The sequence below is a fragment of the Burkholderia sp. AU28863 genome, assembly GCF_002223195.1.
GTDB classification, from domain to species: domain Bacteria; phylum Pseudomonadota; class Gammaproteobacteria; order Burkholderiales; family Burkholderiaceae; genus Burkholderia; species Burkholderia sola.
In genome coordinates, this window is the sequence record NZ_NKFE01000003.1 from 1164309 (window position 1) to 1178861 (window position 14553).

Annotated in this window: 10 protein-coding genes; 9 read left to right on the forward strand and 1 reads right to left on the reverse strand. The window is 64.8% G+C overall.

Annotation, left to right across the window (positions count from 1 at the left end):
* Window positions 1-202: 202 nt before the first annotated feature.
* The 5 genes from CFB81_RS07845 to CFB81_RS07870 all read left to right on the forward strand — a co-directional run bounded on the left by CFB81_RS07845 (window position 203) and on the right by CFB81_RS07870 (window position 9062).
* A complete protein-coding gene (locus CFB81_RS07845; RefSeq protein WP_089435348.1) occupies window positions 203-1978 on the forward strand; it encodes a methyl-accepting chemotaxis protein in 1776 nt (591 codons plus the stop codon).
* Between the two features lie 550 nt (window positions 1979-2528).
* The gene (locus CFB81_RS07855; protein WP_069621450.1) at window positions 2529-4451 is read left to right on the forward strand and encodes a PrkA family serine protein kinase; all 1923 of its coding nucleotides are present in this window, start codon (window positions 2529-2531) and stop codon (window positions 4449-4451) included.
* A 125-nt stretch (window positions 4452-4576) separates the two neighbouring features.
* Window positions 4577-5845 carry a YeaH/YhbH family protein gene (locus CFB81_RS07860; RefSeq protein ID WP_006476064.1) on the forward strand — a complete coding sequence of 423 codons (1269 nt, stop codon included), beginning with the start codon at window positions 4577-4579 and terminating at the stop codon, window positions 5843-5845.
* Complete coding sequence (locus CFB81_RS07865; RefSeq protein WP_069621451.1) at window positions 5842-7521, forward strand: SpoVR family protein; 1680 nt, start codon at window positions 5842-5844, stop codon at window positions 7519-7521. The genes CFB81_RS07860 and CFB81_RS07865 overlap by 4 nt, the downstream gene beginning before the upstream one ends.
* A 236-nt stretch (window positions 7522-7757) precedes the next feature.
* Window positions 7758-9062: an MFS family transporter gene (locus CFB81_RS07870; RefSeq protein WP_089434985.1), complete on the forward strand. Its 1305-nt coding sequence runs from the start codon at window positions 7758-7760 to the stop codon at window positions 9060-9062.
* A 77-nt stretch (window positions 9063-9139) separates the two neighbouring features.
* On the opposite strand, the gene CFB81_RS07875 is transcribed toward CFB81_RS07870, so the two are convergent.
* Window positions 9140-10051, reverse strand: a complete 912-nt coding sequence (locus CFB81_RS07875) for a LysR family transcriptional regulator (RefSeq protein ID WP_069621452.1) — start codon at window positions 10049-10051, stop codon at window positions 9140-9142.
* A 102-nt stretch (window positions 10052-10153) separates the two neighbouring features.
* Here CFB81_RS07875 and CFB81_RS07880 point away from each other — a divergent pair, with 102 nt between their 5' ends.
* From CFB81_RS07880 to CFB81_RS07895, 4 genes are read left to right on the forward strand one after another with little or no spacing between them, the layout of a single operon-like run.
* Complete coding sequence (locus tag CFB81_RS07880) at window positions 10154-11191, forward strand: agmatine/peptidylarginine deiminase (RefSeq protein WP_069621453.1); 1038 nt, start codon at window positions 10154-10156, stop codon at window positions 11189-11191.
* A gap of 51 nt (window positions 11192-11242) precedes the next feature.
* Window positions 11243-12157, forward strand: coding sequence for an N-carbamoylputrescine amidase (gene aguB, locus CFB81_RS07885; RefSeq protein WP_062910660.1), 915 nt, complete (start codon window positions 11243-11245; stop codon window positions 12155-12157).
* Window positions 12158-12167: 10 nt separating this feature from the next.
* Entirely contained in the window at window positions 12168-13280 is a 1113-nt protein-coding gene (locus CFB81_RS07890) for a polyamine ABC transporter substrate-binding protein (RefSeq protein ID WP_084044517.1), read from the forward strand.
* A gap of 50 nt (window positions 13281-13330) precedes the next feature.
* Window positions 13331-14443 (forward strand): agmatine/peptidylarginine deiminase, encoded by a 1113-nt coding sequence (locus CFB81_RS07895; RefSeq protein ID WP_089434986.1) that lies wholly within the window; start codon window positions 13331-13333, stop codon window positions 14441-14443.
* Window positions 14444-14553 lie beyond the last annotated feature (110 nt).

Genomic DNA, 14553 nt, shown 5'->3' on the forward strand with positions numbered 1-14553 from the left:
GCCCACCGGCGTTTGCCCGTTCTCGCTTCCGACCCGAATTGCGTCGATTATTCAGTCTTATTCAATAAACAGACGAATAATGCGAAATAAACACGGCAAAACCATCAAGTTATGCGCCGCGCGGTCGTAAATGCACCCAGTGAAGCAATGCTTCGAGCCAACGGGCCGGGCCCGTTCATGACGACGCAACACAGGGTGGATGATGGTGTTCAGGAACCTGACGATTCGTGCGCGCATCGGTTTGACGATGGCGTTTCTGGCGGTACTGCTGGGTGTCACCGGCGTGCTCGGTCTGCACGGGATGACGCGTTCGAATGATTCGACGCGCGAGATTTACACGAACCAGATGCCGAGCGCGGTCGATGTGGCGATGGCGGAAATGTTCGCCGCGCGCGAGCGCCTCGCGCTCGACCGTGCGGCGCTGCTGGCCGGCACGCCCGACTCGGCGGCGGCCATCGAGCGCAGCCGTGCGATGCGCACGCAATCGGACGCGTGGTGGCAGAAATACCTTGCGCTGCCGCGCGACGCCGACGAGGACCGGCTCGCCCAGGACGTCGCCGCCCGGCGCAAGGTGCTGCAAAGCAGTTGCGACGCGTTCGCGAGTGCGGTCGCGGCCGGCGATCACGACCGGATCGGCGACGGCGCGAAGCAGCTTCAGGCGCGCTATACCGAGCTGGCCACGGCCGGCGAAGCGCTGCGCAGCGCCCAGTTCACCAATGCGCAGGCGCGCTTCGATCAGGCGGAATCGGTGTTCGAGACGATGCGCGCGCTGTCGGTCGTCGTGCTGCTGGCCGGCATCGGCGCGGCGGTGCTGTCGTGGCTGACGCTGAGCCGCGCGATCGGCCGTCCGATCGCCGACGCGCTGTCGCATTTCGACGCAATCGCCGCGGGCGACCTGCGCCGGCCGATCGTCGTGAACCGGCGCGACGAGATGGGCCAGATGCTGGAAGGCCTCGCGAGGATGCAGCGCGGGCTCGTCGACACGGTGCGCACCGTGCGCGGCGGCAGCGAGTCGATCGCGACCGCGGCCCGCCAGATCGCGGCCGGCAACATCGACCTGTCGTCGCGTACCGAGGAACAGGCCGCCGCGCTGCAGGAAACCGCGTCGAGCATGGAGCAACTGACCGGCACCGTGAAACAGAATGCGGACAATGCGCGTCAGGCAAGCTCGCTGGCCGCGAATGCGTCCGAGATTGCAAACAAGGGCAATACGGTGGTCGGCCAGGTGGTCGGCACGATGGGCGAAATCAACGACAGCTCGGCGAAAATCGCGGACATCATCGCGATCATCGAGGGAATCGCGTTCCAGACCAACATTCTTGCGCTGAATGCGGCCGTCGAAGCCGCGCGGGCGGGCGAGGAGGGCCGCGGCTTCGCGGTCGTCGCCGGCGAAGTGCGCAGCCTCGCGCAGCGTTCGTCGAGCGCGGCGAAGGAAATCAAGGCGCTGATCGACGCGTCGGTGGAGCGTATCCGGACCGGCTCGACGCTGGTCGACGAAGCAGGGCGCACGATGAGCGACGTGATCAGCGCGGTCCAGCGCGTGACGGACATCATGGGCGAGATCGCGGCGGCGTCCGAGGAGCAGAGCGGCGGGATCGACCAGGTGGCGCGCGCGGTCACGCAGATGGACGAGGTCACGCAGCAGAATGCCGCACTCGTCGAGGAAGCCGCGGCTGCCGCGCAGTCGCTCGAGGAACAGGCGGCCCGCCTGCGCGAAACGGCGGCGGTATTCCAGCTCGACGACGGAGCGGCACGCGCGGGCGCCGCCGTCGCGGTGGCGGCGCGTCATGCGCCGCGCGCGCCTTCCGCCCCGGCGGCCCCCGCACCGGCTGCCGCACGCGTCGAACGCGACGCCGCGCCGAAACGCGCGGCCGCTGCAACGACGGCGCCGGCGCGCAAGCCTGCCGCCGTATCGGCTGTGCTCGCGCCGGCGCCGGCCGCCGCGACCGCCGGCGGCGACGACTGGGAGACGTTCTGATCCGCGCGCGCCGCGTATCTATCCCCATTTGGTGACGAACGACGCCCGCGATTGCGGGCGTCGTCGTTTCCGCGACAGGCCGAATGTGACAGCGCGGACGATCGATCGTGCAACGGCACGTGCGTCGCGCGTCATGCACCGATGAATCCTCCGGAATCCGATGCGTGCGCGTCATGTTCCCGCGTTCGTCGTACGGGTATGTCCGTAAGGGGCTGCGAAAAAAATTTGTAACGGTGCGCGCGGCGTGTCATCGCACGCGGCCGCTCGAACGTATAGGGATGAAGGGGAGAGGCGGCGACGTCGGAGGTGTCCAACGCACGAGACGTTTCGATGCTCGACGAGACGCGGCGGATGCAGTTTCTGCGGCTCGGGAGGTCGATTGTAAAACGACGAAATGCGTTGTCCAAGCGGTGTTGTCGAGAATGACGAACTTCATACGAAGAGTTCGTGAAAAAAAATAAGAAAGGGTTTAGGATGAATTCGAACGCGCTTGCTTCTGCGCAGTCATACGAAGGCAGGCACGTCTTCAGACTCAGGCGAGGGAGGTAGCATGGATATTTACAGCAGCTTCGCGAACCGCTTCGAAAAAACGCGAGAGGAAGAGCTCTCGCTGGAGGAGTATCTCGCGCTCTGCAAGAACGATCCATCCGCGTACGCGACGGCTGGTGAACGCATGCTGGAAGCAATCGGGGAACCTGAACAGATCGATACCCGCAACGACCCGCGCCTGTCGCGGATCTTCGCGAACAAGGTCATCAAGGTGTATCCGGCATTCCGTGAGTTCTACGGAATGGAGGAGGTGATCGAGCAGGTGGTCGCATACTTCCGCCACGCTGCGCAAGGTCTTGAAGAGAAGAAGCAGATTCTCTATCTGCTGGGCCCGGTGGGCGGCGGCAAGTCGTCGATCGCCGAGCGCCTGAAGCAACTGATGGAGCGCGTGCCGTTCTATGCGCTGAAGGGCTCGCCCGTCAACGAATCGCCGCTCGGGTTGTTCGACTACGACGAGGATGGTCCGATCCTCGAGGAACAGTACGGCATTCCGCGCCGCTACCTGAAAAGCATCCTGAGTCCGTGGGCCGTCAAGCGCCTGCACGAATACAACGGCGACATCCGCCAGTTCCGCGTGGTGCGCCGCTTCCCGTCGATCCTGCGGCAGGTCGGCATCGCGAAGACCGAGCCAGGCGACGAGAACAACCAGGACATCTCGTCGCTGGTCGGCAAGGTCGATATCCGCAAGCTCGAACAGTACGCGCAGGACGATGCCGACGCGTACAGCTACTCGGGCGGCCTGTGCCTCGCGAACCAGGGCCTGCTCGAATTCGTCGAAATGTTCAAGGCGCCGATCAAGGTGCTGCACCCGCTGCTGACCGCCACGCAGGAAGGCAACTTCAAGGGCACCGAAGGTTTCGGCGCGATTCCGTTCGACGGCGTGATTCTTGCGCACTCGAACGAGTCGGAGTGGAAGGCTTTCCGCAACAACCGCAACAACGAGGCGCTGCTCGACCGGATCTTCGTCGTGAAGGTGCCGTACTGCCTGCGCGTGTCGGAAGAGATCAAGATCTACGAGAAGCTGATCCGCAACTCGTCGCTGGCCGAGGCCGTGTGCGCGCCGGGCACGCTGAAGATGATGTCGCAGTTCTCGGTGCTGTCGCGCCTGCACGAGCCGGAGAATTCGAGCCTGTTCTCGAAGATGCAGGTGTACGACGGCGAAAACCTCAAGGACACCGATCCGAAGGCGAAGTCGTACCAGGAGTATCGCGACTACGCGGGCGTGGACGAAGGGATGACCGGCGTGTCGACCCGGTTCGCGTTCAAGATCCTGTCGCGCGTGTTCAACTTCGATACGAGCGAGGTCGCGGCGAACCCGGTGCATCTGATGTACGTGCTCGAACAGCAGATCGAACGCGAGCAGTTCCCGCCGGAAACCGAGCAGAAGTATCTGTCCTTCGTGAAGGACGTGCTCGCGTCGCGCTACGCGGAATTCATCGGCAAGGAGATCCAGACGGCGTATCTCGAGTCGTATTCGGAATACGGCCAGAACATTTTCGATCGCTACGTCACGTATGCGGACTTCTGGATCCAGGATCAGGAATTCCGCGATCACGACACGGGCGAGAGCTTCGACCGCGCCGCGCTGAACGCGGAACTGGAGAAGATCGAGAAGCCGGCCGGGATCAGCAACCCGAAGGATTTCCGCAACGAGATCGTGAACTTCGTGTTGCGTGCACGGGCGGCGAACGCCGGCAAGAACCCCGTGTGGACGAGCTACGAGAAGTTGCGCGTCGTGATCGAGAAGAAGATGTTCTCGAACACCGAGGAACTGTTGCCGGTCATTTCATTCAACGCCAAGGGTTCGGCGGAGGAGCAGCGCAAGCATGAGGACTTTGTGAACCGGATGGTCGCGAAGGGCTATACGCCGAAGCAGGTGAGGCTGCTTTGCGACTGGTACCTGCGCGTGCGCAAGTCGTCATGACGCGCGCGGTATCGCGCCCGTCCGGCGAGTCCGTACGGGCGCTTTCAGAGGCGCCGCCCGCATGACGGCAGACGGCATGCGCGGCGAGTGCCCCGGCAGATCGATTTTCGAGCGGGAGACCGGGAGTGCTTCATCAAATCATCGACCGCAGGCTGGCCGGCAAGAACAAGAGCATCGCCAATCGCGAACGCTTTCTGCGTCGCGTCAAGAACTACATTCGTCGTGCCGTGTCCGACGCGGTGCGCGACCGTAGCATCAAGGATATCCAGAGCACGCAGAGCATCACGATCCCCCGCAAGGACATCGCGGAGCCGAATTTCCGGCACGCGCCGGGCGGGCGTCGCGAATACGTGCATCCCGGCAACGAGGACTACGTGCGCGGCGACAAGATTCCGCGTCCGCAGGGCGGCTCGGGCGGTGGCGGCAGTCAGGCGAGCAACGAGGGCGAAGGGCAGGACGACTTCGTGTTCGAACTGTCGCGCGACGAGTTCATGCAGTACTTCTTCGATGATCTCGAACTGCCGCGCCTCGTGAAGACGCACCTGCTGACGGTGCCGAGCTGGAAGAACGTGCGCGCGGGCTGGTCGGCGGAAGGCACGCCGAACAACATCGACGTCGTGCGTTCGCTGCGCAGCGCGCTCGGCCGGCGCATCGCGCTCGGCTCGCCGCTCGTCAACGAGCTGCGCGAGCTCGAGGCGCAGCTGGAAGCGCTGAAGAGCGACCCCGAAGACCGCCGCGCGGAAATCGCGACGCTCGAGGCCGAGATCCATCATCTGAAAGGGCGCATCTGGCGGATTCCGTTCATCGATCCGTTCGACCTGCGCTACATCAACCGTGTGAAGCAGCCGCAACCGTCGAGCCAGGCCGTGATGTTCTGCCTGATGGACGTGTCGGGGTCGATGGACGAGCAGCGCAAGGATCTCGCGAAGCGCTTCTTCATCCTGCTTTACCTGTTCCTCAAGCGCAACTACGAGCGCATCGAAGTCGTGTTCATCCGTCACCACACGCGCGCCGAGGAAGTCGACGAGGACACCTTCTTCCATTCGACCGAAAGCGGCGGCACGGTGGTGTCGAGCGCGCTCGAGCTGATGCGCAAGGTGATGGACGAGCGCTACTCGCCGACCGAGTGGAACATCTACGGCGCGCAGGCGTCCGACGGCGACAACTGGACTGACGATTCGCCCAAGTGTCGCAAAATCCTGGAAGAGGATATCCTCACCAAGACGCGTTACTTCGCGTATATCCAGGTCGCGCCGGAAGAGCAGAATCTGTGGCTGGAATACGCGCAACTGGCCCTGTCGCAACCGCATCTCGCGATGAAAAAAGTGGAATCGGCTGCGGACATTTACCCGGTGTTTCGCGAATTGTTCGAAAAGCAGGTGGAAATGTCATGACGACCCGCCATCTGCACAACGAGTCGCGCGGCTACGAGCCGCGCCCTTCCGGCGACGACACGGCCGGCCCTGCCGCACCGCAGCAACGCGTGCAGGCCGAACCGCCGCCGCCGGCCGCCGACTTGCCCGGCTCCGGGCAAAAGGAAGCGCGTATGAACGTTGCCGAACGCAAGCCGTTGCCGTGCCCGTCCGACTGGACGTTCGAATTGCTCGAGGAATACGACACGCACATCTCGCAGGTCGCCGAACAGTACGAGCTCGACATCTACCCGATCCAGCTCGAACTGATCAGCGCCGAGCAGATGATGGATGCGTACGCGTCGGTCGGGATGCCCGTCAACTACCGTCACTGGTCGTTCGGCAAGCACTTCCTCGCGACCGAGAAGAGCTACCGTCGCGGCCAGATGGGCCTGGCCTACGAAATCGTCATCAATTCGAATCCGTGCATCGCGTATCTGATGGAAGAGAACACGATGACGATGCAGGCGCTCGTCATCGCGCACGCGGCGTACGGGCACAATTCGTTCTTCAAGGGCAACTACCTGTTCCGGCTGTGGACCGACGCGCACGCGATCATCGACTATCTCGTGTACGCGAAGAACTATGTCGCCGAATGCGAGGAGCGCTACGGCCTCGATCGCGTCGAGGAACTGCTCGACTCGTGCCATGCGCTGATGAACTACGGCGTCGACCGCTACAAGCGGCCGCAAAAGCCGTCGCTGTCGAAGGAGGCGGCGCTGCGGCGCGAGCGCGAGGCGTACCTGCAGTCGCAGGTCAACGAGCTGTGGCGCACGCTGCCGGGCAAGAAGCCCGAGCTGACGGAGGAGCAGGACGACCGCTATCCGTCCGAGCCGCAGGAGAACCTGCTGTATTTCGCGGAGAAGAATGCGCCGCTGCTCGAACCGTGGGAGCGGGAAGTGATCCGCATCGTCCGCAAGATCGGCCAGTATTTCTATCCGCAGCGGCAGACGCAGGTGATGAACGAAGGCTGGGCGACGTTCTGGCACTACACGCTGCTCAATACGCTGTACAACCAGGGGAAGCTGGAAGACGGCTTCATGATGGAGTTCCTGCATTCGCACAGCAACGTGGTCTACCAGCCGCCCGTCACGAAGCCGTACTACAGCGGGATCAACCCGTATGCGCTCGGTTTCTCGATGATGAGCGACATCCGACGGATCTGCGAAGCGCCGACGGAGGAAGACTACAAGTGGTTTCCCGAGATCGCGGGCACGCCGTGGCTGCCGGCGATGCACTACGCGATGCGCAACTTCAAGGACGAGAGCTTCATCGCGCAGTACCTGTCGCCGAACCTGATCCGCGAGATGCGGCTCTTCTCGGTGCTCGACGACGACATGCGCGATTCGCTCGAGGTATCGGCGATCCACGACGATTCCGGCTACCAGTACGTGCGGCAGGCGTTGTCGCGGCAGTACGACATCCATCACCGCGAGCCGAACATCCAGGTGTGGGCCGTCAACACGCGCGGCGACCGTAGCCTCACGCTGCGCCATTTCATGACCGACAACCGCCACCTGTCGAACGATAGCGACGAAGTGCTCAAGCACATGGCGCGGCTCTGGCAGTTCGACGTGTACCTGGAAAGCGTCGACGAGGCCGGCACCGTGCGCAAGCGCTACGAGTGCCGCTACGTGCCCCCGGAAGTGCGCGTGTGATCGTCGCCGCAGTCGGAAATGTTTGCATCGAACGCCAGCCTTCGGGCTGGCGTTTTCATATGACGAACGCGTGCTGGGAGAAAAATTTTCTACATCCGGACGAACCCGGAGCGCTTGTTACTTTACATTTCGCTAAAATCTCGTAGCACCGTGCGCCGGAACCGGTGCCACGAGCGACCGCACGCGGCGGCCCCGGCCGTCTCGCCCAGAAAGCACTAAAAGGAACAGACCAACCCATGGACGTCCAGACCGACCAAGCTGCGCTGTCCGCGCATGACACCCGGCGGCGCGTGTTCGCCATCGTCGGCGCCTCATCGGGCAACCTCGTCGAGTGGTTCGACTTCTACATCTACTCGTTCTGCGCGCTGTACTTCGCGCCGGCGTTCTTCCCGAGCGGCAACACGACGACGCAGCTCCTGAACACGGCCGGCGTGTTCGCGGCCGGCTTCCTGATGCGTCCGATCGGCGGCTGGCTGTTCGGCCGCATCGCCGACCGTCACGGCCGTCGCGCGGCGATGATGATCTCGGTGCTGATGATGTGCGGCGGATCGCTCGTGATCGCCGTGCTGCCGACCTATGCGCAGATCGGCGCGCTCGCGCCGGCGCTGCTGCTGGTCGCGCGCCTGTTCCAGGGGCTGTCGGTGGGCGGCGAGTACGGGACGAGCGCGACCTACATGAGTGAAGTCGCGCTGAAGGGGCGTCGCGGCTTCTTCGCGTCGTTCCAGTACGTGACACTGATCGGCGGCCAGCTGTGCGCGCTGCTGGTGCTCGTGATCCTGCAGCAGACGCTGTCGGCCGGCGAACTGAAAGCATGGGGCTGGCGCATTCCGTTCGTGGTCGGCGCGGCGGCTGCGCTGATTTCGCTGTACCTGCGCAAGTCGCTCGACGAGACGTCGACGAGCGCATCGCGCGACAAGAAGGACGCCGGCACGATCCGCGGCGTATGGCAGCACAAGGGCGCGTTCTTCACCGTGGTCGGCTTCACGGCCGGCGGCTCGCTGATCTTCTACACGTTCACGACGTACATGCAGAAGTACCTCGTGAACACGGCCGGCATGCACGCGAAGACGGCCAGCAACGTGATGACCGTCGCGCTGCTCGTCTATATGCTGATGCAGCCGGTGTTCGGCGCGCTGTCGGACAAGATCGGCCGCCGCACGTCGATGATCCTGTTCGGTTCGTTCGCGGTGATCGGCACGGTGCCGCTGATGCATGCGCTGAAGGACGTGACGAGCCCGGTGGCCGCGTTCGTGCTGGTCACGGTCGCGCTGGCGATCGTCAGCTTCTACACGTCGATCAGCGGCCTCATCAAGGCCGAGATGTTCCCGCCGGAAGTGCGCGCGATGGGCGTCGGCCTGTCGTATGCGGTCGCGAACGCGATCTTCGGCGGTTCGGCCGAATACGTCGCGCTGTGGTTCAAGTCCATCGGCAGCGAGGAAACCTTCTACTGGTACGTGACCGCGCTGTGCGCGATCTCGCTGATCGTGTCGTGGCGGATGCGCGATCCGAGCAAGGAAGGGTATCTGCGTCACGAGCCGTGATCGGCCGCGCGTGGCGCGTACTCGCATCATGACGAACGTCCCGCCGGTTGGCGGGACGTTTTTTTTGCGGCGTGCGGTTACGCGGGCGCTGCCGGGTCGATTGCGCCCGATTCCCGGCCTTGCTCGACCAGCCAGTCGAACATCCGCTCGACGATCGGCGAGCGCGACGGACCTTCCATGCGCGACAGCCACCACGTGGTGCCGGGCAGGCGCGGGTAGTCGGCGAGAACGGTCAGCGCATGCTGGTCGAGGCCCGCCTGCGCGACGAGGCGCGGCAGGCATGCGATGCCGCGACCGCGCAGCACGGCGTCCAGCACGAGCCGCTGGTCGTCGTAGATTGCGTGCATCCGGAATGCCGACAACTGCTCGCGAAACACCGTCGCCATGCGCTCATCGGTCAGGCTCGCCTCGAGGCAGATGAGCCCCGCGTGCCGCGCGTGTTCGCCGCGCGGCACGCGGGCAAGCTGCTCCGCCAGCGGCGTCGCGCACACCGTTACCCACTCGTCGCACATGAACGGGAGATCGAGCAGGCCCGGCTGCAGCAGCGGTCGCGTGCCGATCGTGAGGTCGACGTCGATCTCGTCGACGTAGCGCGCGGTTTCGTCGGTCGACAGCAGCGGGCAGAGGTCCGGCAGCGCCTGTTGCAACTGCTCGAGGCGCGGTTGCAGCCAACCGTGCAGCAACGGGGCCGGACACACCAGCACGACGAGCCCCGGGTTCAGGTAGGTCGCGATGCGATCGAGCCCGCCGCGCAACGTGTCCATCGCGCGCTGCACGCTGCGCTGCAGGACCTCGCCGGCGATCGTCAGCTCGACGCCGCGGCCGCGCCGGCGGAACAGCGGCTGCCCGAGTTGCGCCTCCAGTTGCTGGATCTGATGGCTGACCGCCGATTGCGACAGGTGCAGCTCGTCGGCCGCGCGCGAGAAATTGCCCAGCCGGGCCGCGGCTTCGAAGCCGGTCAGTAGTTTCAGGGACGGAACGCGTTGCATCGAGGTATGAAGTAGATTGATTGATTCGGCCAAGAAATATCAATATTCATCAAGTTTAACCTGACGCACAATCGGCCATCCAATCACAACGGAGTCGGATCGATGGGTCGCTTTGATGCTCGCCAGCGCGGTTACCGGATGCCCGCCGAATGGGAATCCATGCACGCCACGTGGCTCGGATGGCCGGTGCTCGACAATCGCGAGGACCTGTGGGGCGCGCATTACGCGCAGGTCTGCCGCGAGTTCGCGCTGGTCGCACGGACGATCGCGCGTTACCAGCGCTGCGTGGTGGCGGTGCATCACGGCCAGGCCGACGCGGCGCGCGAGCTGCTGGGCGCGAGCGTCGACGTGCTGCCGGTCGCGGCCGAGGACAACTGGCTGCGCGATTGCGGGCCGATCTTCCTGGTCAGCGAGCGACACGGGCTCGGTGCGGCCGTGTTCCGCTTCAATTGCTGGGGCGAGAAGTATCAGCCGTACGACGGTTGCCAGCAGGCCGGGCAGGACATCGCGCGCGCGGCCGGTGCGGAGATCTTCAATTCGCACATGGTGCTGGAGGGCGGCGCGTTCTACGTCGACGGACAGGGCACGCTGGTCACGACCGAGAGCTGCCTGCTGCATCCGAACCGCAACCCGCACCTGAGCCGCGCCGAGATCGAGGCGGAGCTGCGCCGCATGCTGGGCGTCGAGAAGATCGTGTGGCTGCCGGGCAACCCCGACGAAGTGGAGACGAACGGGCATGTGGACGGCATCGCGTCGTTCATCGCGCCGGGCCGGATGCTGTGCCAGACCGCCCTGCCGGAGCAGGGCGACTATTTCCGCGTGATGCGCGAAAACCGCCGCGCGCTGGAGCTCGCGACCGATGCGGCGGGGCGCCGTTTCGAGCTGCTCGACCTGCCGTCGCCGATCGTCAGCGAACGCTTCGGCTCCGAGCGCTACTGCGATTGCTACGCGAACTACATTCTGGTGAACGGCGCGGTGATCGCGACCGCGTTCGGCGTCGAGCAGGACGCGGCCGCGCGCGACGCATTCGGTCGCGCGTTTCCGGCGCGCCAGATCGAGATGCTGCCGATTCCGACGCTGTCGATCGGCGGCGGCAGCATCCACTGTTCGACGCAGCAGCAGCCTTCCGTCGCGCATTGAGCGGCGTTCGATCAGCGGTTTCCCGTCTCGTCTCACCGAGGAGCAAGCGCAATGCCGTCCAAACACATCACCGTCGCCGCCGTGCAGATGGCGTCGGGCAGCTGGAATCTCGAAGACAACATGGCGAGCGCGGAGCGTTTGATCCGCGCGGCCGCCGCCCAGGGTGCGAATCTCGTGCTGTGCCCGGAATTGTTCGCGATGCCGTACTTCTGTCTCGACCAGAACGTGCGTCATCTCGAACTCGCGCAGCCGTTCGAAGGCAACGCGCAGATCGCCCGCTTTGCGGCGCTGGCCGGCGAACTCGGCATCGTGCTGCCGATCGGCTTCTTCGAGCGCGCGGGCAATGCCGCGTACAACTCGATCGCGGTGGCGGATGCCGACGGGCGCGTGCTCGGCGTCTATCGCAAGACGCACATCCCGGATGGCCCCGGCTATACGGAGAAGTTCTATTTCACGCCGGGCGACACCGGCTTCAAGGTGTGGGACACGCGCTTCGGGCGAATCGGTATCGGCATCTGCTGGGACCAGTGGTATCCGGAGACGGCGCGCAGTCTCGCGTTGATGGGTGCCGAGATCCTGTGCTTTCCTACGATCATCGGCTCGGAGCCGTTCAGCAGTGCGTTCGATTCGGCCGGCCACTGGCAGCGCACGATGCAGGGTCATGCGGCGGCCAACATGGTGCCGGTGGTGGCGGCGAACCGGATCGGCCGCGAAGTCGGCTTCGGCAACGGCAATCCGCGGCAGCAGGGGCTGACCGGGGTGTTCTACGGGTCGAGCTTCATCGCGGATCACACCGGCGAGAAGCAGGCCGAGGCGAATCGTACCGATGAAGCCGTGCTCGTGCATGCGTTCGATCTCGATGCGATCCGCGCCGACCGGCAGTCGTGGGGTTTCTTCCGCGATCGTCGCCCGGAGATGTATCGCACGTTGCTGACCAGCGACGGCGTGTCGTCCTGTCATCAATAAGGAATCCGCGATGAAACGGAAAGGATGGCTGCGTTGCGCGGCGCCGGGACTTGCGTTGTGCGTGCTGGCCGGTACCGCCCGCGCCGGCGAAGAGAAGGTGCTGAACCTGTACAACTGGAGCAACTACTTCGCGCCGGATACGGTGTCCGCGTTTGAGAAGGAAACCGGCATCAAGGTGCGCTACGACGCATACGACAGCGACGAGACGCTGCAGTCGAAATTGCTGACCGGCAACAGCGGCTACGATCTCGTGTGGCCGACCAACGATTTCATGGCCAGGCAGATCCAGGCCGGCGTGTACCGCAAGCTCGACAAGGGCCGGCTGCCGAACCTGAAGTATCTCGATCCGTCGCTGCTCGAGCAGATGGCGCAATCCGATCCCGGCAACCAGTACGGCGTGCCGTACATGTGGGGCACCGTGGGCGTGGGCTACGATCGGGCGAAGGTGAGCGCGATCCTCGGCAAGGACATGCCGGCCGACAGCCTCGATCTGCTGTTCAATCCGGCGATCGCGGCGCGCATCGCAGCGAAATGCGGGCTGGGCCTGCAGGACGCCGCGAGTACGGTGCTGCCGCTGGCGCTGCGCTACATCGGCCGCGATCCGATGCATCCGTCCGCGCAGGATTACGCGGCCGCGCAGGCGATGCTGGTGAAGATCCGGCCGTTCATCCGCCAGTTCGTCGGCTCGTCCGACGCCAACGAGCTGATCGACGGCGAGCTGTGCGTGACGGTCGGCTTCTCCGGCGCGATCAACCTGGCCGCGCAGAAGGCGAAGGCGCGCGATCCGAAGCGCGATATCGCGTACGACATCCCGCGCATCGGCAGCCTGATGTGGTTCGATGCGATGGCGATTCCGGCTTCCGCGAAGCACCCGGACAACGCGCACGCGTTCATCGACTACATCCTGCGCCCGGACGTGATCGCGAAGATCTCGAATGCAACGCGCTACGCGAACGCGAACCAGGCCGCGCTCAAGCTGATGGCCCCGGCGCTGGTGCGCGATCCCGGCGTCTATCCGGACGCGGCGACCCGACGCACACTGTTCACGCCGATCGCCGAATCGCCGGCCGTGATGCGGCTCGAAGGCCGTACGTGGCTCGCCTTCAAGGCGGCGCGACCGTGACGACGCACCCCGAAACCATTGAAGTAACCGGCAAGCGAAAGAGGAATCCCATGACCACACGACGTCAACTGTTGAAACGCGGCCTGTCCGTCTCCGGCGCGGCACTGGCCGCCAGCGCGCTGGGCGGCTTGTTCGGCCGCGCCGCGCACGCACAGCAGGGCGCAACCTGGCACATGCCGGACGAAGGCGCGCCGCACACGGCGACGTGGATGGCGTTCGGCCCGAGCGAGAACATCTGGGGCGCGCGGCTGCTGCCGGTCGTGCGCGAGAACCTCGCGGCTGTCGCGAAGGCGATCGCCGCGCACGAACCGCTCAAGATGCTGGTGCGGGAGGAGGACTATGCGATCGCATCTCGGTTGTGCGGTTCGTCGGTCGAGCTGGTCCAGCATCCGGTCGATGATCTCTGGATGCGCGACACCGGGCCGGTGTTCGTGAAGCACGCGTCCGGCCAGCTTGGCGGCGTGAGCTTCAATTTCAACGGCTGGGGCAACAAGCAGGAACATGACCGGGATGCCGAAGTCGCGCCGTTCGTTGCCGAGCGCGCGGGCGCCCGGCTGGTCGACACGCAGCTGGTGCTCGAAGGCGGCGGCATCGAGGTGGACGGCGAGGGCACGGCGATCATCACCCGCAGTTGCGTGCTCAACTCGAACCGCAATCCGGGCGTCGGCCAGGCGCAGTGCGAGGCCGAGCTGAGCCGCCTGCTCGGGTTGAAGAAGATCATCTGGCTGCCCGGCATCGCGGGCAAGGACATCACCGACGGGCATACCGATTTCTACGCGCGCTTCGCGAGTCCGGGCGTCGTGGTGGCCGGGCTCGACACGGACCCGTCATCGTACGATCACGCGGTGACGCGGCAGCATCTGGAGATCCTGCGCAAAGCCACCGATGCGAAAGGGCGCCCGTTGAAGGTCGTCGTGCTGCCGGGGCCGAAGACGGTGCGGCATACGTACGAGAACGCGGAGTTCGCGGCTGGCTACATCAACTTCTACGTGTGCAATCGTGCGGTGATCGCGCCGCAGTTCGGCGACAGCCGCGCCGACCGCAATACGCGCGACACGCTCGTCGACCTGTTTCCCGGCCGAGAAGTCATTCAGCTGAACATCGACGGCATTGCCGCGGGCGGCGGCGGGATCCACTGCACCACGCAACAACAGCCTGCCTGAGCACGGCCACGGACTGGCCTGCGTGACCGGTCCGTCGGGCCGTGGTCGTTCTCATTCTCTTCGAACTACTGATAAACGGCGCGGAATCCGTCTGGAAGGACGGACCCCGG

Coding starts and splice junctions, on each gene's coding strand:
- CFB81_RS07845 (WP_089435348.1), top strand. CDS start 203: ATGGTGTTCAGGAACCTGACGATTCGTGCGCGCATCGGTTTGACGATG.
- CFB81_RS07855 (WP_069621450.1), top strand. CDS start 2,529: ATGGATATTTACAGCAGCTTCGCGAACCGCTTCGAAAAAACGCGAGAG.
- CFB81_RS07865 (WP_069621451.1), top strand. CDS start 5,842: ATGACGACCCGCCATCTGCACAACGAGTCGCGCGGCTACGAGCCGCGC.
- CFB81_RS07870 (WP_089434985.1), top strand. CDS start 7,758: ATGGACGTCCAGACCGACCAAGCTGCGCTGTCCGCGCATGACACCCGG.
- CFB81_RS07875 (WP_069621452.1), bottom strand. CDS start 10,051: ATGCAACGCGTTCCGTCCCTGAAACTACTGACCGGCTTCGAAGCCGCG.
- CFB81_RS07880 (WP_069621453.1), top strand. CDS start 10,154: ATGGGTCGCTTTGATGCTCGCCAGCGCGGTTACCGGATGCCCGCCGAA.
- aguB (WP_062910660.1), top strand. CDS start 11,243: ATGCCGTCCAAACACATCACCGTCGCCGCCGTGCAGATGGCGTCGGGC.
- CFB81_RS07890 (WP_084044517.1), top strand. CDS start 12,168: ATGAAACGGAAAGGATGGCTGCGTTGCGCGGCGCCGGGACTTGCGTTG.
- CFB81_RS07895 (WP_089434986.1), top strand. CDS start 13,331: ATGACCACACGACGTCAACTGTTGAAACGCGGCCTGTCCGTCTCCGGC.